The following is a 24,308-nucleotide window of genomic DNA, read 5'->3' as shown; positions in this document are numbered from 1 at the left end:
AAATACAAACCAATTAATAGTTTTATAATCATAGTATTTGTGACTTTCCACAATCCTTCAAGCCATTCTCGTTCAACAAAGCCGCATATTCAGATATTCCTAATGATATTCAATCGTGTTTGCCGTTCGAATAGCCGCTTCTTCGTCGAGAAGTCTTTCAACTATGTAAAGGGACATGTCAATCCCGGATGATATGCCGGCCGATGTCACGATGTCTCCTTGATCTATGTATTTGACGTCTCGAATGACCTCGATTTCAGGATAAGACTTTTGCAAGAGATGTAACGCCGCTTGATTCGTTGTGGCTTTTTTTCCATTCAACAATCCTGCCTTCGCTAAAAGAAAAGCCCCGGTACATACAGAAACAATCAAACTCTTTTTTGACTGTTGCGTGATCCAGTCGATAATGCTTGCATGGCCAGATACATTTTTGATGGCACGATATGGCCCTCCCGGGACAACAATCACATCAAAGCCGGGCGCTGTATCAAAACTGAAATCAGGCTGCACTTTTAAGCCATTATGAACCGTTATTGGCTCGCCATCTACCGAAACAGTATTTACAAGGAACGGCTTTTCCTTTAGGGGCAATTGATTTAAAAATAACTTGGGTACATCACTTTCTTTATTGGTAGATAAATTAAAAACTTCATATGGACCAACGAAGTCCATGGCATCAACATCGTCGAAGATCAAGATTCCTACATGGAATTGTTTCATTCCTATTCCAGCTCCTTTCTTCGACATTATATACCCTATCTGGGTATATGTAAATGAGAATGATTCATGTTGTAAAAAGCACAATTTCCAAATTGGACCGTATTTTCTTTTCCTCGATCGTATAGCTACTCATTTGGAGAGTATTTCTTTTGGCTCGATAGGCCCCTACTAAATGAAAGAGTATTTCCTTTTCCTTCATTTGAATTTTTCCCCAAAAAAGCACAGCTCTGTGATCATCTTTGTGCAAGAAGAGTTCCCTGATGAAACACCATCCGCCATTGATTTTCATTGCATTTCCAAATGGAACTTCTGACCTGTTTACGATCCAACATGTAAAAAAAGCAGAAAGAACCAAGTCATTTTCTCCTTCTGCTTTGTATTACTTTTGAAAATTTATCTTTGTTCGGTAAACGATCGACTATTCTCTGAGCTTCATTAGATGATTCTTTCTTATGAAAGGTATTGCCAGGCATGCAATGATTACCGTAAGCGGGAATTTACCGTCTCCTGCAACCCACTCGATGACGGTAACAGGAGTATAAATTCCGTATACAAAAATCATGATAAACAGATATATTCTGCGCCACTTCTTTTCCTTTGTCATGTCACGCATACCCACTTTCCATTTTATTCATCCAGGGAATGGGTTCCTCGAATCGATAAAAACTTGACAAAATCAATCTTGGGTCCGGCTGACTCTTGGAATAATTTCTTTTTGATTCCTTTGAGGTAGTCGCCATAAGCTGTGGATTCCACATTGTTCGATGCTTTTACATAGATTCTTTCTTTTTCAAAAATGCGAATTTCCGCTTCGCTCGTATTTCCGTTATTTTCATGGATTGTATCTTTTGCCGCGGCTTTCATAGCGGGTATAATGTGAAAACGCAAATCATCATCTAATTGATCCCGTAACATATCTCCCCATTTTCCATTCTTAATTTCATCTGAAATCACTTGATTCATCGCTTTTCTTCTTGCTTCGTTTTGACTGAGTTCGGGTTTGGCTGATTGGATTTTTACAGTCTCTTCATCTACTCTTTCGGCAATCGTTTTCGGATACAATTCACTGATGGTCGTCTCCGATTCAGGATCTAAACCCTCAAGCAGCTTTTTGTTCAAGTCATCTTCATAGGCATCAATTGAATCCCAAATTTGTTCATATAAAACGGCAGTCGCCGCCAGGCTCGCCTGTTGGGCAGTCGTGTTTGCCTGCTCTTTTACGGCCAATACCTTGGATAAATTTAACACAAAAACAAACATGATCATCATAACCGATAAAATGCCGATCATGAATATGGCCGCATTGCCTCGTTCATTGTTCAACCTTTTGCTCCATATTTGTTTCATTCAATAACCCTGCCTTTTGCGGTGGAAGAGAAAGGATAGGAGGTTGTACCAAAATATTTTTTGGGAAGAAACACAAACCGAATTTTCGCGTTGACCTCTGCCGTATAATTCTGATCTCCACTTATCGGCGCGCTTTGAAATGTAAGATAACCGCTGCCCGTCGAAATAATATCCTGAGCCGCCGAAGCCGCTTCACTTTTATCTTTCGTAATGGAATAAACCTTTCCCGCCTCATTCGCCGCAGATTGGATGAGCACAACGCCGTGGATGGTCACAACCAATTGCCATATAATGACCGCAATAAGCAACATAAAAGGCATGATTCCCAAAAACTCTATGGTGGCAGAGCCTTTCTCATCTTTTAACTTTTTTATCCACTTCATCATGTGTGAGCCCCTCCATTTAAATGACCGCCTCATTTTTGACTTCAAGAGAGTTTAATCCTTCACGCCATTTGATGACCAAGCTGGTTAAAATAACGACAAACACCGGAAAAAAGATCGTATTTAAAAAGATTTGCGTAATGACGACCGCGGCGTAAGAATCCGTTATTGATAAGAGAAGAAAATTTAATACGATCCCTATGATAAACTCCAATATGCTAATCAGGAAAATAAACAAAATGATTTTCCAAGAATGCTTCTTAAAAATTTGAAAGCTTTCCTTCGTGCTTTTCCATACAGACTTTCCATCCATGATTGCGATAATGGGAGCCGAAATAAATGCCGCCAATATGACGAACCCGGGAATAATAAAAAGAATAAAACCCAATACTGTCAGTAGTGAAATAACAGCCGAAAACAGAAAGATATGGAAGCCCTGTGCCGCAAATGTATAGAAAGCATTTTTTAATGGATTCTCTCTTCCTTCATATTCATTAACTGTATACTTGATAAAAGGAACCATCGCATAGATTAATAGAAGCATTGTAATGTAGGCATAGTAAATATCCGCAACTGAAAAAATGGAACCGATTGTCGGTGTCACTGCATGAACGTAATTGGTTGTAAATGAATGCAGGAGCAATATCGGAACCTGCACTAAAAAAGCAATCAACAAAAATTTTTCATACTTGCCGACAAATAATGAAAAAGCATATGGTATTGGCTTATTCATGATATAAAACTCCTTACTCTCCAGGATTCATTCATAAAGCCGCCGGACCTCTCAACAGCTTTTCCCTGTCTTGTATTAATTTTTCAGCGGCTTTTATCATGTATTCTTTCTTTTTCTCGATTTGCTCTGCTTCCGGAAGATGCATTATATCCCGCTCATAAGTGAACCCCGCCAACCCTTGTTCTAAGCTATCTTTGCTGGACTGCATCCCTTTTATAAATTGTCGGCTTTGATTAGACAGTACTTTTCTTTCTTTCATGATCTTTTGAAAGAAATCCGAAAATTGATTGTCCAGTTTTTCCAGCATAAGCCCCTGTTTGAATTGCAGGAGATCGAGTTTTGCTAAAACAGTGAACGTGTCATCAATATCCTGATCCGTAATCTCTCTTTTCACTAATATATGATGATCATAGTAACTCTCATATTCATGATAAATACTGTTGAAGCGGACTTGCAGGTCCATTATTTCCTTAAGAAGCTGATTTCCTTCCCGCATTGTGGGGTCATCTGAAAAATAGGTTTCTACTGTGTCAATAACACCTTTAAAGTATTCGGGCAACACTTTGCTTCGCGGACCGACTACCTCAAAAATATTGGCGGAAGCAGCCGACATCATTTTGAGCGGAAAAATGGCCTCCCTGTACTCACTTTTGGGGCCGCCATCAAGTGATATGATGGCGTACCCTTTAAAGTCACTCGTCTTGTTTCCATGATAAAGAACATAATGATATTTTCTGCCGTTTATGTCATAAGCAAAAGGGTTTAAGGTATAACCTTCAAACCATTTTTTATAGCGTGCGGCTTCCTTCATTAACTTTTTATGCTCCATCTGTATCCCAACCTTCTCATCTGAAAACGTAAATGATTGGCACTCATAAACAAATATGGATGAATGTTTAGCGTCAGACAAGGCTGTCCCTACAACACGCAATCATTATTTGCCAAACAAGCCTTTGAACTTGTTCCAAGTATTCTTGGCAACGTCTTTGGTCTTGTTCCATGCCTTTTTGGCAGTGCCATCCGCAAAGAATTTCGTTACTTTGGATGCTCCCCAAACAACTCCACCGGCAACCATTAAACCGGCACCGACGGCTTGGCCGCCCGGAATGGCGGATGATACCATACCGGCATTAAAAAGCGTTTCCCCAAAACTTGCCGTAGCATCTGCAGTGGCGGCTGTTTTTTCGGCACCACTGGCATTGCTATTCCATACATCAATTGCCTTCTTTGTATTTATTGCTGTGTCAACGGCAGAGAATCCGGCGCTGATTCCCGCGCCCACTGCTGACAGTTTAGAAACAGCTCCTATCGCAGGGGCGGTGGTGGATGCCCCTCTTGCAACTGTCGAGCCAAAACTTCCACCCGTGCGAAGTTGGTGAAGTGTACTACCCGCGTCGTAGACGCCTTTCCCTTTATCATAAAAATCTTTGGCATCAGAAGCAGCGTTTACGTACCACGGGGTCCTCTCCCCCATGCCCATTTTTACGCCATTTAATAGCATCCCGGTCATATAACCGCCGGCAGCGCCAAAACCACCGCTTCCGCCACTCGTATAGGATCCTATCATACTAACTTGACCGCCCACGACATCGTTGGCTATATATTTGGTTACATCGTAAGCAGTGGGACTGTTGGTTGAGGCTCCTCCACCGGAATTTCCAGGAGCGTTCCACGGGGATCCATTATAGCCGGGGGTATTCCATGGGTTCCCGTTATAGCCGGGAGCATTCCACGGATTCCCGTTATAGCCGGGGGCATTCCACGGGTTCCCGTTATAGCCAGGGGCATTCCACGGGTTCCCGTTATAGCCGGGGGCATTCCATGGGTTCCCGTTATAGCCGGGGGCATTCCACGGATTCCCGTTATAGCCGGGCGCATTCCACGGATTCCCGTTATAGCCGGGCGCATTCCACGGATTCCCGTTATAGCCAGGGGCATTCCACGGATTCCCGTTAAATTCTGATCCGTTCCAGTCGCTGACTCCTTCTCCGGGTCCCTGGTTCCAAGACTTTCCTTCCCAGGTGTCACCTTCCCAGGTGTCGCCTTCCCAAGTGTCGCCTTCCCAGGTGTCACCCTCCCAAGAATCACCTTCCCAAGAATCACCTTCCCAGGTATCGCCTTCCCAAGTGTCACCCTTCCAAGGATCGCCAGTCCAAGGAGCGACTGCTGCAACTGGCAGCGCAAACGATTGAAACAAAATGAAAAACAGCGCGATCAGTGCAGCAGTTCTATTTAATATTTTCGGGTTCCTCATATTTGATTCCTCTCTTTATTACCCAAGGCTGTCTATTCAGTGGTTGTATTCGATTGGTATTTTTCATTTATTTGCTTTTTAATTTCTTCCGCTTTCTCCACATTTAATTGGTCCAACTCATCTCTGATCTCATCCTGTATCTGATTCGCCAGTGCGTCTACCTCTTTATTTCTATTTCTTAATTCATCTTTCTGATGAACATCGATCTTTCCTTCATCTTTCATGATTGTTAGAACCTTATTGAGATTCAGAAACTGCTGTCTCGTTTTGCTTCCCCAATTATTAGAAAACCCGATAATCTCAAAACTCTGTTCCACTCTTTGATGGTCAACATCCCTAATGGAATCTTTCTTCCACTCTTCCCATCTTTCCAAAACTTCATCAGCACGTTTGAATTCTTCCTGTAATTCCTCCCCATTGTTGACAGTTGTGTAAGTGCCGTCAGCAATTCTTGCCATCTCTTTCAACTGCTTCTGGGCGTCCGAGTCCACATTAAACCCGATAATATTGATAATGGGGGAAATACCGGAATCGCTTAATGCCTTGGCCTCTTGTACGGGGTCCCCGTCGCAAGTTTCAACCCCATCACTCACCAAATAAATTAAGTTGGTAGTTGTTTTCGGATCAAAAGCTTCCATCGCTTCCCTCGCCTGCTTCAAAGCACCTGAGATCGGTGTCCATCCGCTCGGTTTAAGAGTTTTCAAGGCTTCTTGAAACGTTGATTCATTATAGGTTTCATAACCATATAGTTGCTCAATACTGGAACAAGACATTTTCTTGTCCCCATCTGAACCGCTCCCTTTATGACCATACACACGCAAGGATACATTCGCCTCTGCCGGAGCACTTGAAAGAAAATCCGTAATCGTCTCTTTGGCAAGGTCCATCATCGTTTTTCCATTGATGACATTTGCCATGCTGCCGCTCGAATCAAGAATGACTTCAATATTATAGTTTTCTTTGAATTGATATTTTTCATCTGGAAGATCAGGATTGCCGGACATCGCAAATTCCCACTTGCTCATTATATCTTGCGGATCAGGAAAGTCGCTGGCCACTTGGCCATATACATAACGAAAATACTTGTCATAATCCTCTTCCGTCGCCTCTTTAGGCAAGGCAGGCATATCTTTTATGGCCTCGATGATTTTCTCCTTGTCCTCATTCAAGTCCAAAACCCGGTCTCCGAACGGACCTGCCGGCTGGTTAATCAGATCGTTTGCATTTTTCGGTATTTCTTGTAAGTCGGAGAAAAAAGATTCCTGCTGTTCTTCATTATCCGCTTGTTTGCCATCTTTTTCTCTTTCAGATCCTTTATCTTTTGCTTCCTCTTGGACTGGTTCTTTCTTGACATCATCCTTGTTGGAGTCCACATCTTGTTGGGCATTGCAGCCGGCAAGAACAAGGAAGGTAAAAAGCAAACTGAATGCGTATTTTTTCATTGTGTTACCTCCCTCGATCTGAATTTTTATCCAATTTTATCAATAAACTCTACAAATTTATCCTTTACCGTGTTACCAAAATCCCCGCCCGAAAAAGCTGTTGAAATAACACCGACAGCGATGACGACAACTGCCGCAATACCAATCCACTCAAGGGTCTGCGAGCCTCTTTCATTTTTAACGAACCCATTCATTTTGTTGACGCTTTTTACATATAATGCAGTTAATTTTTTCATATTGATCTCTCCTACTATTAATTTAATAAATTAAAAATGCTATTGTCTCCAAAAATCAAGTTCAAGACCATCAACCCGGCAATCATTAAAATGGATACTGGCGCCACTACAAAAGTGGTCACCATTGTGACTTTCGGCGAGGCTTTTGCCGCCAATTCCTTGATTTGCTCCTCACGGATTTGACGCAGGGCTTCCGCCTGGATTTTAAATGTTGTCGCTATTGGCACACCTAATCTTTCTCCTTGAATCAAACCTTTAATGAGGCCTTGAAATTCCCGATTGTCATTTCTTTCCAATAAATTCCGATAAGCTGTATCGCGCGGCACCCCTAAATTAATTTCATAAAGGAAACGGGAAAATTCTTCCCTCAGAGGTCCGTCAAAGAAGCGAATCACCTCCTTTAATGCTTGGTCTAAACTGACTCCTGCCTGGAGACTTGTGCTGATCGTATCGAGAAAATCCGGCAAATCAAGCCGCAGGGCTTCCTGCCTTTGCTTCGCTTGTGTCCGCACGATGATAATCGGCGTGAAGTAGCCGGCAAGCGGAAGGAAGATCAAGCCATATTGGGAAAAAGGAAGCCCGATAATGAAAGATAGCACTCCCACAAAAAAGCCAACCACCATCAGGAATATTTTTATCCCTTGAAATTGTTGAATGGACAACTGATATACATTCCCGGATTTTTTCAGCCAAACGGCAACATCTTCATTTTCACTGAAAAAATTGATCCTTTCTCCCAGATCGGAAAATTCATCTGCATATCTTAATACTTTCTGGACGATGGTTGCCCGACTGCTTTTTTTCATCTTTTTCTTGCTGAACGCATCTGTATGGGTGACCTCGGAAACGTGGTCAATCAGCAGACGTTTTTGTTTGATATAAGCGGATAAATGGCTCATTGTCAGTATGATTGTCAGCCAGAAAAGGATTACGCATAAAATGATTAATGCATCCATGTGTTACACCCTAATATTTGTAATTTTGCGGATCAGGAAAAAAGAAAGGGCAATTCCCAGTAAAAACAAAGTCAAAATGACCAAGCCCGGGGCTGTCCATAGCGGTTCAATAAAACCTTCGATGATGTTATTCATCACGAGCAAAAGAAAGATCGGCAATGCCGGGACAATATAGGAAATATACTTTTGCTCCGATGTCATCGTCTTGATCACCTGGGTGAGAACTTTTCTTTCCTCCAGCGTATTGGCCATCGTTTCCAGCGTCAAAGCCAAGTTTCCGCCTGTTTTCTTTTGAATGAGCAACGTCGCAATAAACAATTGAAAGTCTCTTGATTTATTCTTTTTTTGTGTTGATTTTAAAGCACTTTCCAGTGATACCCCAAGCTTCAATTCATGGGATATCCGTTTAAACTCTGTTCCCGCCGGTTCCGGAATTTCCTTCGCTACCAAGTCAATTCCTTGGCTGATCGTCAGGCCGGAGCGGGCAGCGTTTCCAAGCATTCTGCAAACATCGCCAAGCTGTTCATTGAATCTTTCTTCGTATTTATTTTTTCTGAGATAAAATAATGTATAATGTGAAACGATCAGCAAACCTATGGCAATCAATATGCTTACAATAGGAGGCATGTTGAAAATGTTTAAAAATAATACCGTGAAAACAAGAAAGCCCAAGATGTGGATTCCTATGTATTCTGAAGGAAGAATTTTTAAATTCGCATTTTGGAGCTTGCCACTGATCTTTTCCGCGCCTCTAGATTGATCGTAGCGGTCGCCCCATACGCTGATAAAGCTTTTTCTTTGTTCCTCGGGAAACCAGCTGCGGACTTTTTTGTACCACTCTTTTTTTTGGGATCGATAACCAAGGAAATAATAACCGGAAAACAACAGGAGCAAAACAGATAAGCTATACAAAATAGGAATGCTTAGATTCATGGGCTGCTCCTCCTTTTGCTTCAAAAACCGCAGGATCTATATGGATGCCTTGCACGTTCATTTGTTCCAGGCATCTTGGGATGACGCCTGTTGCTGTAAAATGCCCCTCTACTTTTCCTTTAGAATCAATGCCGGTTTTATTAAAACGAAAAATATCCTGGACTTTAATCCGATTTTGATCATCGACATAAACTTCCGCGATATTCACAATTTTTCTCGTTCCATCACTTAATCTTTCTGCCTGAAAAATATAGTCAAGAGCTCCGACAATATATTCCCTGACGATATGGGGCGGCAAATCCATCCCGGCCATCACCACCATCCCTTCCACTCGGCGTATGGCATCCGCCGGCGTGTTGGCGTGCACGGTTGTCAATGATCCTTCATGTCCCGTATTCATTGCCTGAAGCATATCGAAAGCCTCTGCTCCGCGGACTTCACCGACAATGATACGATCGGGTCTCATCCGCAAGGCGTTTCGTACCAATTGCCTGATGGTGACCTCCCCTTTTCCTTCTACGTTGGCAGGGCGGGCTTCCATGCCGACCACACTTGAACGGTTCAGGCGAAGTTCCGCTGAATCCTCTATGGTGATAACACGTTCATAACCCGGAATGGCTTTTGCCACCGCATTGAGGAGTGTTGTTTTCCCGCTTCCCGTTCCTCCGGAGATCAGCACATTCATTTTCACCTCTACAAGTGCTTCAATAAAGCGGGCCATTTCCTCATTTAAAGAATCAAAGGAAATCAAATCCTCCATTTCAAATGGGGTTTTTCTGAACTTCCTGATTGAAATGAGCGTCCCGTTCAAGCTGATGGGAGGGATAACCGCATTGACACGGCTGCCGTCCGGCAAGCGTGCATCCACCATTGGCGAACTTTCGTCAAGGCGTCTCCCAAGGGGGGCGATCACCCTGTCAACGATGTGACGAATATGTGCTTCATCCTTAAATGTGATATTTGACCGCTCTAATCTTCCTTTTTTTTCTATAAAGACTTCATTGGGGCCATTCACAAGAATTTCTGTGATGCTTTCGTCGTTTAATAAGGACTCCAAAGGTCCGAATCCGACACTTTCATCAATAATGCGTGATAGCAGAATATCTTTATCGCTTCGGGGAATGATGACTTTTTCTTCGGCCATAAACTGGTTGATCAGCCGTTCGATCGTCAGCCTTCTTTCCCCTTCGCTTAAGCTGATCAAATGTTCCAGATTCGTTTCTGCCAACAGGCGCAATTTATAGTGCTCTACCAATTCATCAATAAACGGATTGGATTTAGACAAATGAAGGTGATCCTCAACAGGCTCTTCAATTTTGACTGGATCGAATTTTTTCCGAAAGAGCGACAATGACGGCACCTCCTAGTGTTATCCTCACTCTTTGAAACTACTGTTTTATTTAAGCATGGAATGTACCCATTTATGTATATCTTTTGCCGCCAAAATCATCTTCTTCTCTTTTGGCTGGGTGCGAATAGGATTCCCTTTGTTGATTGCTGCCTGAACACCTTTGATATCTCTTCTAATTTCTGCGGCGACAGGGTAGGAGACAAATCTCTCCAAATCTTTCTTTGTCAATTCATTCTCTCTGCCTTTTTTATTGATGACAAACTCGAAACGGTCTTCGGTTGCAATGCCGAGCCGTTGAAAGAGATCTTCTACGCTTTTTAATAGGCGGATAGATGGGGTGTCCATCGTAATCGGATAATAGATGCGATCCGCCTCTACGAGAGCCGCGTATGTCGATTCATCAATCGTTGACGGCAGATCAATAATAATGAAATCATATGTTCTTCGGCAGGCTCGAAGGAGCCGGGTGATAAATTCGCCGTCAACACTTTCCGCCAATTCTGCATCACGGGGACTGATCAGCATCTCCAATTTGGAGGAAGGTTCACCTTCTGCGATATTTCGAATATGGTTTTCGTTAATTTCTTTTATGACTGGTTTTAAGTCGATGATGGACCTTTCGCTATCCATCCCCAGAAAAGTCTCTGCCCCGCCAAAATGTAAATTCAAATCTATAAGCAGTACCTGGGCTGTAGATTCCAATTTTAAGGTTTGGGCAAAAGTGGTGCTGAGAAATGTCTTGCCAGAACCGCCCTTTCCGCTGTAAAAGGCGAAAATTTGCCCGGTTCCTCTCTTGAAACCGCTGGTAGAAGCTGTTTCCGCCATGGTTTCTTCCCTTATGCTCAGTTCCCGAATACGATTTTCCAGCACGTGGATTTCATCCGGCAGTACAATATAGTCAATTGCGCCCAGCCGGATAACATCACGAAGCAAAAGAAAGTCTTGACTGTCGTGGATGTATAAAATCGCCATATGTGGATTTACTTCCAGCAATTGAGGTATTATATCCAGCGGTGAGGCTGATTCGTTTTTTATTAAAATAGCCAGACCGACTTGTTGAAACTGAGACTGAATTTGATTGGGATGGATTAACTGCAGCTCGTACGAATCTAGTCTTTGTTCAATCGATTGGTAAAGTTCATTTTGTTCACCAACTATTACTATGGCTTTACTCGTATTCATGGTTACCTCCAACTATAATCACGGCTTTCTTCATTCCGTGCCGGTCAACAGCGATATTGAATTAGGCTGTTTCTTTTGGGTTTGCCTTCTGCTCTCATTTTATTTCGTTTTCGCTATTTTTCCCCATTTTCTTTCAGGTGTTTTTACTTTTTTTCTGGAGTTGGCTGCTCCGGCGCGGGTTGTTCTGGAGTTGGTTGCTCCGCCGCTGGTGTTTCCGGTGCTGGCTGTTCCGGCGCTGCTTTGGCCTTATCTCGACCTTCCCCCGGCTTTCCCACATTTGCCTTTACGATTCGAACGCTGTCCGCATAATTTTGCATATGTATCAGTTGTGGCGCCTGTTCAGTAGGAATTTCCAACTGGACACCTTTAAATTTATTTTTTTCCTTCGAAACGCGGGCAACTTTTACATCTTTCATAAAATAGGTCGTTTGTTCTTTGGAATCGAAACGATGGGAAACAATAATATCAACGCGATCCAACGCTTCCAACTGTTCATCAAAAATAATTCTGTCCGATCTCATGACGGAAATGAGACGGTTATTCTCTTCAACTACGGAAGAAGTTTGTTTGAGCATATTGCCTGTAATAATATCTCCCTTTGATAAAGGAACCATAGACACTTTATTTACCAATTTTTCGGTGTTAGTAATATGGTAATCTTTTAAATATTTTTGAGGAATCTCTTCAAACGTTATGTCCTCAGGCCGTATTAAAGTTCTGGATGGAATGTCTTGGTTCGCAGCCACAACTTGAACCATTGTTCCTAAATTTGTATTTAGGGCTTGGACTTTTTTTAATATGAGCATACCTGCTGTTATTGCCAGCAATAAGGATATAGAAAAAAATATAATCGCTTTTCTTTTCGATTCCAGCATTTTCTCCCTCGTGACTCCTTTAATATCAAGTTAGAAAAAAAGTTTCCTACTATAATAGTTAATAACATCTTTCCGTACAGCAGGTCAATGCGCCCTCATTCGCCATCAAAAACGCTTATACATTTACAAGTACCTATCAATGAACATTTACATATAACAAAAGTAATAAAATCATTCTATGAAGCATTACTATTCTCTCTTTATTTATCCTTTTTTTGGTAAATTGTTTGAAGGTGGAAAATAACTAGACACATTCTCTTATTTTTCTTTTTTTCTTATATGATGAGGTTTTTCTCCTTCACGACCATTTATTCTGATTTTTTAGTTATTTGTCCTGCTTTTTCATTGTTTCATTCCCGGTTAAACGGTGTCATAAACCTTACCTCCTATTTTTAAAATAACCAGTCGCATAAAATCGCTGTGTTCGTAAAAAACCCATTGTTTGTTTTTCTAACGCGCAGAATGGATGAAACATCAAGCTCATGGACTTTCTTGTTTACCATTCCTGTTGTCAAAAAGCCGCTGGAATCAAGCAAGCGGTTAAAATCAAATCGTTAGGATTCCCTCTGATAGCAGTGGAGATTTCAAGTAGTCATCCATCCGATTTCATGTATACCTTTCCAATTTTCCGCAACAATCCAGAGACGGAACGGCCAATCGCCCTTGATGAGATTACCTTGGTTTGCACGGAGCAATGGTTATTGCTTTCGTATCTCTTCATATGAATAGTCGAATGGATCAGCAAAAGAAGGGGAGATCTAATAGCCATTTTTCGGCCCTTAGACTTCCCCCCTTCATTTAAAACGTAGTGCTATCAAATAGGACAGCCAATAACCTGCAAGAGTGTAGTATTGCAGGCTGACTTCTTCTCAGCGTGTTATTCATCGTCCCTAAGAATTTTGAAAGCTGGAAGTATATCTACGATCATTAAAAACACACAACCATCACTTATCATGTGTAGAGATGCTCTGCGATCATCGAACAGCTTCTTTCATTAAATAGCGCTTCTTTAATCGAGTAGACGTCAATTCCAACAGCACAGCGACAAGAAGGATGGCGTACGTAATAAAGCCGACTTCCCGCACGTCAAAATAAAAGCTTGACGCCATAAACAATTCAAAACCGATTCCTCCGGCACCTGCCGCCGCTCCCATGGCAACCGCTACGGTAAAGTTTGTCTCAAACCGCAGGAATGTCCAAGATAACAGGGATGTAGCCGCAGAAGGCAGTACAGCGTTTGTCACAACATGCCACCAGCTTGCCCCGGAAGCACGCAAAGCCTCAATAACACCGTCATCCAGCTCCTCAAATGACTCTGCGAACGCCTTAACCAAGAAGGCAACGGTATGGAACAGCATGCCCAAGACGGCTGCTTCGCTGCCCAGCCCCGCGGCAATCGCAAAAATAAGTACCCATAATACTGTAGGAACAGCCCGGATAAAAGCCACAATCACAATGATTGTATTGGCGATCGGTTTTGGCGAGAGATTTCTGGCGGCAAATAAGGCAATAAACAAAGATAATACAGCACCTGCTATCGTAGCTAAAAACCCCAGACCGACTGTCAAGGTTATTTGATATAAAGCCTCTCCCAAAGAAAAATTATTGAGGGAAGGTTGCAGAAATACCAGTTTTAAATTGTTTAGCGTATCAATTGTCGCCTGCGCAAAATGAATATCTTTATAATCAAGCGCAAAAAACCCATAAACGGTTAGAAGCGCCAAGCTCACAAACGTTGCTGTCATGACAATCTTTGATTTATTCCAGTTCGTGATCTTTATTTTACCTGAATGGGTTGTCCTCAATTCCAAGGCCGGGCTGCTTTTGGCCGTAATCATTATAAAATCACCCTCCTTACATAGTTTGAGATTAGCTCTATTCCAATGACAACAACGACAATACTCATGGTAATCAGTCTTACCATGTTATAATCCATGCTCTTGTAATATAAATCGAAGGAAAAACCAATTCCTGTTCCCGTTAAAATTCCGATCAATGTCGAGCTGCGAATATTCGTTTCGATCATAAACAAAATCCAACTGACGATTTGTGGAGCGCATTCGGGGATTACGGCATTGTGCACTACTTGGAAATAAGTAGCCCCTGTTGCTTTAAGGGCTTCTACGGAACTGTTGCTCGTTTCATCAATCGTTTCAGTAAATGCACGTGTTAAAAATCCCAATGTTGTTAAAAACAAAGCAAAATAACCGGTAAGGGCATTTTGTCCGAATGATAGCAATAAAATTAAGGCCCAAGCAACAATCGGTACATTACGAAATACAGAGGCGATAAAGCGGCTTAACGTACTAAAAAACATATTCACTCTCGTTGCTTGTGATCCCAGAATGGCAAGCAATAAGGCAAAGACACTTGCTGTAGTAGTGGAAATGATGGATAAGATGATGGTTTCCAGCAACTTATCCAGGATGGAGGGCAGCTTTTGCAACGATTCACCCGTTATCATAAGATTCGATGCAATCCATTTAAAAGCCTCAGAGACAGATAAGAGGCTATGCATAAATTTAAAGTTGGTTATATTGGCTGATAGGAGTGTCATTCCAATAAGAACGAGTATGAGAAGCGTTAATTGGCGATTCTTTTTTCTAAGCACATCGATATTCATTGTTTTCCCCCTATTCCATAATCAGGTCGCCAGCCTCAGATCCGTAAATACTATGAATGATATCCGGTGTCAGCCCTTCTGCCGGACCATCGTATACGATCTTGCCGCCGTTTAACCCGATAATGCGGTCTGAATACCGTTTCGCCACATCCACCTGATGTAAATTAACGATACACGTAATATTCATGCTTCGGGATATATTTTGTAAATGATCCATAATTACTTTGGAAGCATTCGGATCCAATGAGGCAATCGGTTCGTCACAAAGCAGTATTTGCGGATGCTGTATCAATGCCCGGGCAATACCGACCCGTTGCTTTTGCCCGCCACTTAATTGATCGCATCTTTTGTACACATGCTCCATCATGCCCAGTTTTTCCAACAGGGTAAATGCTTCCTCTTTTTCCGTCTCTGAATATCGCTTTAAAATGCCTTGAATATTGGTCTTATAGCCTAATCTGCCATGCAGTACATTTTCGATGACAGTCAAACGAGACACCAAATTATAATGCTGGAATATCATGCCAATTTGCGTTCGATGTTTACGCAAGTCTCGTTTAGATAAATTCATGACATCGACATTCTGAAAAATAATTTTCCCGTTTGAAATATCCACCAAGCGATTGAGGCAGCGAAGCAATGTCGATTTACCGGCCCCTGAAGGTCCGATAATAGATACAAACTCTCCACTTTCGATGTTAAAGTTGACTTCCTCCAGCACCTTTTTATCCTGTTCATACTGTTTAGAGATATTTTTCACTTCTAAAAGCGGCATCTATATTACTCCTCACTCGTTTTTACTCAAACAAAAGAGCGTATGGAAGTTTGAGAAATACGCTCCTTTGCAACTGTATCTGCTATTTTGCCAGTTCACGAATTGGATCAAACCAGGCATCATCCGTAACTACAAAACGCTCCTTGTCTGTTTTCTTGAATAACCCTGCTTGTTCTGAATCCTCCGGAACAAAGATTGTTTCATTATTTGCCACTTCATCCGAAGCGAGGCTTTCCTGGATCTTTTTGAAATCTTCTTCACTTAAAGTGGATGCATTGGCTACGAAAGGCGCGTTTAATACCGGAGTCACGCTAATTAAAGTAAACTCCTCGCCAGTCAATGTATTAAAAGGCTCAGCGGCGTCATCTCTTACTTTATAAGTTGACCCTGCAGTATTTTCTTCACCGTCCGCTACTTCTACATAATTTCCAACACATGTATCACAAAACGCCGCGACATCAGCGCGTTTGCTTAACAGATTTACAGCTGAACCCTGGTGCGAATCGCCATATAGCACTTCTTTAAAGAATTTTCCGCCCTCCATTAAATCTTCCGGAGTCAAGTCTTTCCATTGATCTTGTTTAGAGAAATGAGTAACGATACTGTTGGAAGGTACTTTAAATCCAGATGTTGAGCTATTGGACACGAAAGAGAATTTGGAATCAACGATTTTATCTATAGTAAATTCGCCGTTCTCCTTGTGCTTCTCCGCATCTTCAGCTCTGACAGCCAGCCAGCTATGGTAAACCGCATCCTCTAACGTTCCCGATGCGCCACTTGGCACGACAACGGGTTCAATGTCTTCGCTTTTATTCTTTGCTTCGATATATCCTTGTGCACCCATAAATGCCATTTGGGCGTTGCCATTGGCAATCGTCTCAATGGCTACCGCATAGTCCGTTGTCAATTTATGGGTTACTTTTTTTCCTGTTGCCTCTTCTATCACTTTACCAATCTCATCACGAGCCGCTTTTAAATCATTTCCAGATTCATTTGGATACCATACCATTGTAATTTCTTCTGAACTAGCAGATTTCTTCGTGTTCGAACAAGCTCCCAGAAATACAGAAATGACGATTAACATTACTAATGGTAAGAATGATTTTTTCATCACTGTCTCCTTTTAAAAAAATAGTTCTTATTACTCGTTTGGAGTATTTTTGCTTCTTTTTTCGTTATGATTTCACCCCACTGATACAGATGGACTTCTTTTACTTACTATTCAAACATATCCCGCCGGCTTAAAGAGGTGTTTTACATATTTCTTAAGTAGTTTTTACAATATCTAGATAATTGAATAAACTGCTTCTGTAGGGCTATCAAATTCCCCGAGTTGGATCGGAGCACCAAAGCTGCCATGATAGTCACTTCCGCCCGTCATGAACAGATCAAACTTCTTGGCATAGGCTTCTGTTCTGCTCTTGTCCTGTTCGGAGTGATCGTAATGATTTCTTTCAATGCCATCCAGCCCATGCTGTACAAGTTCTTCAACCATGTCAAATGAATCCAGTTGGCCCGGATGAGCCAAAACGGCATAGCCACCATCTTTTTTAATCGCTTGAACAGCATCAATTGCATCGACGTAGATGATATCCCTTGCACATATGCCCTCGCCTTTGAAAAGCTGTTTGTACAACTGTTGATATGCCGGGGTTGTAAAGTGATCATCCGTTAAACAAGACATAATATGCTGCTTATAAATGATTCCGCCTTCGGCCGCGCGCCTCATCACTTCCTGAACCTCTATGTCTATCCCATTTTTTTGAAGCTGCTCAATTTGCCATAGAGAATTCGCATGCCGCCTCTGAAGAAGAGGGTTACAAAGCATTTGGATATGGTGGGCGCTTTTACAAAAGGCATAGCCCAATATATGCACCTTGCGCTCTCTCTTAAAATCATAAGCAGAAATTTCAATCCCTGGGATCACTGTAATCCCCCGATGCTTACCGACCTTTTGGGCATGCTCAATTCCGCTAACTGTATCATGGTCGGTAAGACTGATATGTGTAATGCCTCTTTCGGCAGCCAATTCCATTATTTCTTCCACTGTATTCGATCCATCGGAAAAGTCGGAATGCACATGCAAATCGGCCTTCATACTTTTATTCCCTCCACACATTTTCCTTTGTGAAAGTCATAGACTTTGTCGCATAGTCCTTCCATAAACTCCAAGTCATGAAAAATACCAATTAGTGTCGTTCCCTCTTTTTTTAGCTTTTCAAGGACTTCCCGAACCTTTACCTTCGAGTCATTATCCAAGCTGGCAGTAGGTTCATCCAACAATAACAGGCGTGGTTTTTTGACAATGGCGCTGGCGATGTTGAGCCGCAGTTTCTCCCCTCCCGAAAAAGTCACAGGGTAGTTATCCCACAGCTCCGGGTCTAAATCGAAATGGGCAAGGGCTTCCTCTGCTGTCACTTTTGCCGTATCAAGCGATTTACCCATTTCCAGAACGGATTGTTCAACAATTTCACGGGCTGTCGTTCTCGGCATGACACTTAAAAACTGCGAAACATAACCAATTTCATATTGGCGTAAATAGATCATTTCTCTTTCGCTGGCTTTCATTAAATCAATGCTTCCAAAACGTTCGGAGTTGTAAATAACTTCTCCGCGCTCCGGCAAATATGTTCGATAAATCAACTTTAAAATAGTAGACTTACCGCTACCGCTCTTGCCGACGATTCCGATGAATTTTCCCTCATCCAACGTAAAACTGATGTCGTTCAGTGCCTGAATATTGTTGGCAAGATGATGGATGGTGAAGGATTTGTACAATGATTTCACTTCAAGCAATTGAGACATTCCATCTTACCTCTCACTATGTTTTTTAATAAACTGTTCCACATGCAGATGAAAATCATCCACCTGTTCTTTGATTTTCTCGTACGGCCAATTCCACCATTGAATACTTTGGAGTTTGTCGATGACTTCACTTGGAAAGCGATATTTAATGATTTTGGCGGGTACGCCGACTGCAATGGCATATGGCGGGACATCTTTTGTGACTACCGCACCGCTTCCAATCACTGCTCCGTTTCCAATCGTGACTTCCGGATGAATAATGGCGCCGTGTCCAATCCATGTATCATGGCCAATTAAAGCTTTCCGGCTCACTCTTTGCTCAAAAAACTCTTCATCGTCCTCTTCACTAAAGCCAAACATCCTTCTGCGGTAAGTAAAATGGTGGAGCGAAGGTCTCTCATAAGGATGATCTGTCGGCCCAATCCGGACCATCGCGGCAATGTTGGAAAACTTCCCGATGACAGTGTTTTGGATGAAACAAAATTGGCCTGTATAAGAATAGTCACCCAACGCCACATTTTCAAAATAATTGTACGGGCCGATCTCGTTATATTGGCCGAACTGAACATTTTTCAGTGTGACATGCTCATGAATGAACGGTTCATAGCCCAATTTCACTTCTTTTGTATTCATCGATAATTCGTCCTTGTTATTAGTTTTCCATCTACAAACGAGGCTGTTATGACTGGATAACCATCATCCATTTTTTCGATAATGATGATATCCGCTTTTTTTCCTTTCTTAATAGAGCCGATTTGATCATCCATCCGGACTGCTTTGGCAGGATTTAAAGTGACAAGCTGAAACATCTTGTGTAAAGCCATGTCATGTTCCTCGCTTAATTTAAAGAGCGCGTGCAAAAGCGCGGGTGGATAATAGTCACTGCACAAAATATCAATGACATCTTCCCGAATAGCTTCTGTAGCGCATAGATTACCGGAATGTGAACCTCCCAGCATGACATTTGGTGCACCCGCAATGGTCCACAACCCCATTTCTTTTGCCGCTTTCGCCACTTCAAGACTTGTCGGAAATTCACTAATGGATGTGCCATAACTCTTGACCAGAGTCAGCTTTTCAATTTCATCGTCATCATGGGAAGCAATGGCAATATTTTTATCCAACGCGATTTTGCTTATTTCCCTCATCTGTTCCAGCGTAATTTTGTTTTTCTTCATACCGTTGGTAATGATTTCATCTATTTCAGCATCTGAAATATCGTTGTAACCTTTTAGTGTTTCCCGGTAAATTTCCAAATTGCGAAACTGTCCTTGCCCTGGTGTATGGTCCATAAACGAAATAAGATGAACTTTTTCTTCCTGAATGTTTTGGATAAATATGTCTACTTGTTCAATATTGTCAATTTCAAATCTTGCATGCATTCTGTTGCGGATCAAATGCTTGCTCGTATGTGTCTCGTTAATAGCATTGATCAACCGATTTACGTTTTCTGAATGACGTATCGGTTTTTTTCCAAAGCTGTCATCTTTGTAAATGGATAGTGAATGGAACATCGTTGTAATCCCGTGGCTGATCAAGATTCGCTCCGCTTCACGAATCCCCAACGTAAAATCCATCATGCTCGTTGGACGCGGAGAGATGATCCCCTCGATATAGTCGGAATGAATATCGACGAAACCTGGTGAGATATACCCGCCATTGGCATCCAAGATTTTATAACCTTTGTATTTCACAGCATCCTGTTCAGGGATAATATCAACAATGCTATCATTTTCAATTACTACGGCATGCTCGCTCAAAATCTGATTCTCCAAAACAAGTTGGCCATTTGTTAGTAAATACACAAAATCCCTCCGTTATATCAACGAGTATACAAGTTGCTGCGTGTAGGCATGCTGGGGATTTTCCAAAATTTGATCTGTCAATCCCTGTTCGATAATCTTTCCGTCCAGCATTACAATCGTTCGGTCTGCCAACATGCGTATCACTGCCAAATCATGGGAAACGACAATCATGCTGATTCCAAACTTCTGTTGGATCGTTTTGATCAAATCCAAAACACTTGCCTGAACAGATAAATCCAATCCTGTTGTCACTTCATCCAACAATAAAATCGGCGGCTGATTTGATAATGCTTTTGCTATTTGCACACGTTGCTGCATGCCGCCCGAAAACTTTTTCGGCTCATCTTTTATGCGGGCAAGGGGAATATGAACATGTGTGAGCAATTCTTTGCTCCGGTTCTCCATCCTCTCTACATGACGGTCTCCTGCGGCAATCATCTTCTCTGCTATATTGCCGATCGAGGAAAAGTCCATTTTTAAGCCTAATACCGGATTTTGATAGACCATTCCCAGAATCGTGTTGCGGATATGGCGCTTTTGTTGTGATGATTGTTGAAAGACATTTGTTTCACCATCGTCATATGTGCCAATATACGCCGCTCCCGATGTCACTTCTTCATCAAAATACAGACATTTCATCATGGTGGACTTCCCGCTTCCGCTTTCCCCAACGACCCCTAAAATTTCTCCAGGATATAATTCAAAGGAAAGATCATTACAGGCATAAACTGTACCGCAGCGGAGACAACGGTTTTTCTCAAAAATGGACTCATGTCCGTTGCTGCACCATTGACAGCCCGGACCATACTGTTTTTTCAAGTTCACCACTTTTAAAATAGGCTCATCTTGCATCTTGCACCGCCACCCCGGCTTTCTTTTCATTGTTATTTAAAGTCGCAAGGCAATAACTTGTATCGTTGCATTGGTAATAGGTCTCGTCCGTCTCCGGGTTGACCAACTCATCCAGGAACACATCAGTCGAATGACATAAATGGCATTGCTTGCCTGCAAACGATTCTGTTTCCATCGGATAATCTTCGAACGCCAATGAGATTACCTTCGTATATGGCGGTACCGCATAAATTTTCTTTTCCCGGCCGGCTCCAAGCAATATCAGTGATTCCGATTGATCCATCTTTGGATTATCATAGCGGGGAATCGGGCTCGGCGCCATGACGTATCTGTCGTGTACAAGAACCGGGTGGTCCGCGTTTGTGGCTGTCTTTCCATACTTCATAATCTGTTCAAACAGCATAAGCCAAGCACCGCTGTATTCTCTTTCCGCATGTAACTGCTTCGTTTTCCGTTCACTTGGTTCAACCCAACGAAGCGGCTCGGGAATGGGAACTTGCAAAACGAGCACTTGCTTTTCTGTCAGCGGCACTTCGGGAATTCGGTGTCTTGATTGAATGATTGTTGCCTCTTCCGTTTCCGTCGTTGTTTGGACATCTGTTGTTCGATTCACAAGTTTTTTAATATTCACGGCATTGACTGATTCGTCTGCTCCTTGGTCAATGACCTTCAGCACATCTTCCTTGCCAATAATGGATAGAGTGATTTGTAATCCGCCAGTGCCCCAGCCACGCGCAATTGGCATTTCCCGTGATGCAAAGGGAACTTGATAACCGGGAATGGCGACTGCTTTCAGGATTGTCCTGCGAATCTCTTTTTTTGATCCTTCATCAAGCAAAGCAAAGTGAAGTTTATTCTTCATGCTGTTCATCTCCCTTTTTGATTTTCCTCACACTGTCTAATTTTGATTGGAAGGTGACATAATGAGGGAGCTTTAAATGAGAGATAAATCCGCTTGATTCAACTGAATCAATATGCAAAAGCACAAATTCTTCATCATGTGTTGGATAATCTTTATTGCCATGCTCCAACGCTTGATCCAATATGCTCATCGCGATCGCCTTTGTTTCATTTTGGCCGTAACAAATGCCATAGCCGATTTCGAATTCAATTTCATCTTCATTTTGTTCATTTTTAGATGTAATTGGAATGAATGATTCTACTTCCGTTACTTTTATTTGACCGATATAATAATCGTTTTCCTCTTCATTTGTCGGGTCGATTGGGTCCGCGATGCTCAAAGGCAACATTCCGACACGCAATTCGCCGACCGTCGGATGCACCGCGCCATACCCTCGTATTGCCGCATATCCAAGGGACGTCACAGCCCCTGTTTGCCCCCTCGTTAACATTTGCAGGCGTTCACTGCGAGTAGTTGGAAATCGGACGCTGCGCTTTGTTACATCAAGCGGCTCCGTATCATCCTCTTCATAGGAAGAAAATAATCCTTCTTTGCGCAAATAATCCACGACTTTCGGCAAAGCCTGTAAATCTGTTCCATTGCTTTCCAATTGTGAACTGTGTTGCTTCTCGTATGCACTCAACCAATCTTGTATCGTTTCCTTCGATTCTGAAAGTAAATCAAAATCCATGAGCCGATGCGTATAGTCATAAGCGGCTCCCAAGATTTGGCCTCCGGGAATGTCTTTGAAACTGGCGGAAATCCTTCTTTCGACAAACATGTTTTCCGTCTCGATCACTCGTGTATAGTAATTTCTCGGCAAAGTGGAGCGATGGGCGCGCAACAGAAAAACAGCCTCTTCCATATTTCCTTCAGCCTGCTTGATTGCCAGGGCAGCCAGCAATTCGGAATACAGACTGCTTTCCGACATGACCTGATCAATCATTCCTCGCATTCCGGCCATGATTGCCTTCACTTCCATCGCTTCTTCCGAGCGAATCCGTTCATATGTCAAGCGCTTGAGCGACTCTTCTATCGCTTCAGTTCCGCCTTTTACAGCTACATAAGCCATCCTTTACACCTCACACCTCTTAATGACTGTCGTCCTCGGTAAACACATGACATTCGACAGTTCATCTACGAAAATCATGTCTATCCCCAACGGAAACTCTTTGTTTAAATTGTTTCGCGCTTCAAGCCACTCGCACTCATCATGAATGGAGACTTCTCTTGTCGTTTTAATGCCCGGCCCTGCCAAAGACCATTTACCTCCCTGGCTAAATTCTGTCTCGAAAATAATCGTTGCCGACTGTTGCGGGTCCTCCAGCGTTCCGATTTTCACTTGCTGAAATACATCAGCAATTTGCTCCTTCGCGGCTTCTTTTGTGATAAACACATAATCGGCTTCGGAAATCTTTTCTTGGGCGGCCATCGTGTAAGCAACCATCAGTTCTTCAGTCTTCTTCGTATCTAAACCAACAACCGCAAAAGAAGCTTCTCGATCGAGTATTGTTAAAGCCGTTACGAAAGTTCCGGGAAGACTTTCCACCGCAGTTGTAAGGCGGTCCGTCACCTCCTTCAAACTTTCAATCGTTCCAGGTCTCGACATGCAATGAAGGATCGTGCGAAATACTTTCTGCGTATCATGAACCATATCGATCGACATCTCTCCACCCCCTGTTAAACATCCATTGTTTCAAAACTCACTTTTGTTTTATGAATCGCCGACGCTTTCACGTTCTTTTCAGCAGCAATCCGCTGTTCTTCTGCAGCCAGCAACGGCAACCACCCATCCACTTCACCGCATTGAGCCTCAAATGCCGCATCGATGACCGCAAGATAATAGGCAAGATCCGGCTCTATGCCCACCACAATGCCCATCCCGACTTGATGATTTACGCTTACTTTACATTCTGTCACCAGCACTTCTCCAAGGTAGAAAAGTGACTTTTGGGCTGTTTCTCTCATCTTGATCATCGTCAATGCTTCCTGAGGTTCCATCAACACTTCAACAGAATGGCTTTCCTCTATTTGACGAGCCATTTTTTTTGATAAATCACGGGAGCCGTCTATTAAAATGTGCATTCTTCTTTTTCTATTCATGACTCCACCTCCTACAAACCCATCTTAACTTG

At 42.5% G+C, this 24,308-nt stretch carries 26 protein-coding genes; all 26 read right to left on the bottom strand.

Annotated elements, in window-relative coordinates; all coding sequences use genetic code 11:
• Positions 1–99: 99 nt before the first annotated feature.
• The 26 genes from MHB50_RS01200 to phnG all read right to left on the bottom strand — a co-directional run bounded on the left by MHB50_RS01200 (position 100) and on the right by phnG (position 24,276).
• On the bottom strand, positions 100–720 hold the full coding sequence (locus MHB50_RS01200; protein WP_340084712.1) for a DJ-1/PfpI family protein: 621 nt from the start codon (positions 718–720) through the stop codon (positions 100–102).
• A 627-nt stretch (positions 721–1,347) separates the two neighbouring features.
• A complete protein-coding gene (locus MHB50_RS01195; RefSeq protein ID WP_077113657.1) occupies positions 1,348–2,067 on the bottom strand; it encodes a Tad domain-containing protein in 720 nt (239 codons plus the stop codon).
• Positions 2,064–2,453: a TadE family protein gene (locus MHB50_RS01190; RefSeq protein WP_083717701.1), complete on the bottom strand. Its 390-nt coding sequence runs from the start codon at positions 2,451–2,453 to the stop codon at positions 2,064–2,066. The genes MHB50_RS01195 and MHB50_RS01190 overlap by 4 nt, the downstream gene beginning before the upstream one ends.
• 16 nt (positions 2,454–2,469) lie before the next feature.
• Positions 2,470–3,183 (bottom strand): hypothetical protein, encoded by a 714-nt coding sequence (locus MHB50_RS01185; protein WP_340084711.1) that lies wholly within the window; start codon positions 3,181–3,183, stop codon positions 2,470–2,472.
• A 31-nt stretch (positions 3,184–3,214) separates the two neighbouring features.
• The gene (locus MHB50_RS01180) at positions 3,215–4,012 is read right to left on the bottom strand and encodes a hypothetical protein (protein ID WP_340084710.1); all 798 of its coding nucleotides are present in this window, start codon (positions 4,010–4,012) and stop codon (positions 3,215–3,217) included.
• A gap of 105 nt (positions 4,013–4,117) precedes the next feature.
• Complete coding sequence (locus MHB50_RS01175) at positions 4,118–5,437, bottom strand: hypothetical protein (protein WP_340084709.1); 1,320 nt, start codon at positions 5,435–5,437, stop codon at positions 4,118–4,120.
• A gap of 32 nt (positions 5,438–5,469) precedes the next feature.
• Positions 5,470–6,879 carry a VWA domain-containing protein gene (locus MHB50_RS01170; RefSeq protein WP_339161284.1) on the bottom strand — a complete coding sequence of 470 codons (1,410 nt, stop codon included), beginning with the start codon at positions 6,877–6,879 and terminating at the stop codon, positions 5,470–5,472.
• A 26-nt stretch (positions 6,880–6,905) separates the two neighbouring features.
• The gene (locus tag MHB50_RS01165; RefSeq protein WP_077113650.1) at positions 6,906–7,115 is read right to left on the bottom strand and encodes a hypothetical protein; all 210 of its coding nucleotides are present in this window, start codon (positions 7,113–7,115) and stop codon (positions 6,906–6,908) included.
• A gap of 17 nt (positions 7,116–7,132) precedes the next feature.
• Positions 7,133–8,071: a type II secretion system F family protein gene (locus MHB50_RS01160; protein WP_340084708.1), complete on the bottom strand. Its 939-nt coding sequence runs from the start codon at positions 8,069–8,071 to the stop codon at positions 7,133–7,135.
• 3 nt (positions 8,072–8,074) lie between these two features.
• Positions 8,075–9,004, bottom strand: coding sequence for a type II secretion system F family protein (locus MHB50_RS01155; RefSeq protein ID WP_077113648.1), 930 nt, complete (start codon positions 9,002–9,004; stop codon positions 8,075–8,077).
• The gene (locus MHB50_RS01150) at positions 8,976–10,319 is read right to left on the bottom strand and encodes a CpaF family protein (RefSeq protein WP_077113790.1); all 1,344 of its coding nucleotides are present in this window, start codon (positions 10,317–10,319) and stop codon (positions 8,976–8,978) included. The genes MHB50_RS01155 and MHB50_RS01150 overlap by 29 nt, the downstream gene beginning before the upstream one ends.
• Positions 10,320–10,400: 81 nt before the next feature.
• Positions 10,401–11,537, bottom strand: coding sequence for an AAA family ATPase (locus MHB50_RS01145; RefSeq protein ID WP_077113647.1), 1,137 nt, complete (start codon positions 11,535–11,537; stop codon positions 10,401–10,403).
• A gap of 143 nt (positions 11,538–11,680) precedes the next feature.
• Complete coding sequence (locus tag MHB50_RS01140) at positions 11,681–12,412, bottom strand: SAF domain-containing protein (protein ID WP_340084707.1); 732 nt, start codon at positions 12,410–12,412, stop codon at positions 11,681–11,683.
• A gap of 974 nt (positions 12,413–13,386) precedes the next feature.
• Positions 13,387–14,250, bottom strand: coding sequence for an ABC transporter permease subunit (locus tag MHB50_RS01135; RefSeq protein WP_077113645.1), 864 nt, complete (start codon positions 14,248–14,250; stop codon positions 13,387–13,389).
• Positions 14,250–15,035 carry an ABC transporter permease subunit gene (locus tag MHB50_RS01130; protein WP_340084706.1) on the bottom strand — a complete coding sequence of 262 codons (786 nt, stop codon included), beginning with the start codon at positions 15,033–15,035 and terminating at the stop codon, positions 14,250–14,252. Before MHB50_RS01130 ends, MHB50_RS01135 begins: the two co-directional genes overlap by 1 nt.
• A gap of 10 nt (positions 15,036–15,045) precedes the next feature.
• Complete coding sequence (gene phnC, locus MHB50_RS01125) at positions 15,046–15,810, bottom strand: phosphonate ABC transporter ATP-binding protein (RefSeq protein WP_077113643.1); 765 nt, start codon at positions 15,808–15,810, stop codon at positions 15,046–15,048.
• Positions 15,811–15,892: 82 nt separating this feature from the next.
• Positions 15,893–16,921: a PhnD/SsuA/transferrin family substrate-binding protein gene (locus tag MHB50_RS01120; protein ID WP_077113642.1), complete on the bottom strand. Its 1,029-nt coding sequence runs from the start codon at positions 16,919–16,921 to the stop codon at positions 15,893–15,895.
• A gap of 174 nt (positions 16,922–17,095) precedes the next feature.
• Complete coding sequence (locus MHB50_RS01115; protein ID WP_077113641.1) at positions 17,096–17,908, bottom strand: PHP domain-containing protein; 813 nt, start codon at positions 17,906–17,908, stop codon at positions 17,096–17,098.
• Positions 17,905–18,615: an ATP-binding cassette domain-containing protein gene (locus MHB50_RS01110; protein ID WP_077113640.1), complete on the bottom strand. Its 711-nt coding sequence runs from the start codon at positions 18,613–18,615 to the stop codon at positions 17,905–17,907. Before MHB50_RS01110 ends, MHB50_RS01115 begins: the two co-directional genes overlap by 4 nt.
• Before the next feature lie 6 nt (positions 18,616–18,621).
• Entirely contained in the window at positions 18,622–19,248 is a 627-nt protein-coding gene (locus tag MHB50_RS01105) for a chloramphenicol acetyltransferase (RefSeq protein WP_077113639.1), read from the bottom strand.
• Complete coding sequence (gene phnM / locus MHB50_RS01100) at positions 19,245–20,420, bottom strand: phosphonate metabolism protein PhnM (RefSeq protein WP_339161264.1); 1,176 nt, start codon at positions 20,418–20,420, stop codon at positions 19,245–19,247. The genes MHB50_RS01105 and phnM overlap by 4 nt, the downstream gene beginning before the upstream one ends.
• Positions 20,421–20,432: 12 nt before the next feature.
• On the bottom strand, positions 20,433–21,272 hold the full coding sequence (locus tag MHB50_RS01095; RefSeq protein WP_077113637.1) for an ATP-binding cassette domain-containing protein: 840 nt from the start codon (positions 21,270–21,272) through the stop codon (positions 20,433–20,435).
• A complete protein-coding gene (locus tag MHB50_RS01090; protein WP_077113636.1) occupies positions 21,262–22,134 on the bottom strand; it encodes an alpha-D-ribose 1-methylphosphonate 5-phosphate C-P-lyase PhnJ in 873 nt (290 codons plus the stop codon). The genes MHB50_RS01095 and MHB50_RS01090 overlap by 11 nt, the downstream gene beginning before the upstream one ends.
• On the bottom strand, positions 22,124–23,245 hold the full coding sequence (locus MHB50_RS01085) for a carbon-phosphorus lyase complex subunit PhnI (RefSeq protein WP_077113635.1): 1,122 nt from the start codon (positions 23,243–23,245) through the stop codon (positions 22,124–22,126). Before MHB50_RS01085 ends, MHB50_RS01090 begins: the two co-directional genes overlap by 11 nt.
• A 3-nt stretch (positions 23,246–23,248) precedes the next feature.
• Positions 23,249–23,839, bottom strand: coding sequence for a phosphonate C-P lyase system protein PhnH (gene phnH, locus MHB50_RS01080; protein ID WP_077113634.1), 591 nt, complete (start codon positions 23,837–23,839; stop codon positions 23,249–23,251).
• 14 nt (positions 23,840–23,853) lie between these two features.
• Entirely contained in the window at positions 23,854–24,276 is a 423-nt protein-coding gene (gene phnG / locus MHB50_RS01075; RefSeq protein WP_077113633.1) for a phosphonate C-P lyase system protein PhnG, read from the bottom strand.
• Positions 24,277–24,308 lie beyond the last annotated feature (32 nt).

It is taken from the genome of Siminovitchia sp. FSL H7-0308 (genome assembly GCF_037980985.1).
Taxonomy (GTDB): domain Bacteria; phylum Bacillota; class Bacilli; order Bacillales; family Bacillaceae_C; genus Siminovitchia; species Siminovitchia thermophila.
This window is presented reverse-complemented; position numbering and strand designations above follow the sequence as displayed.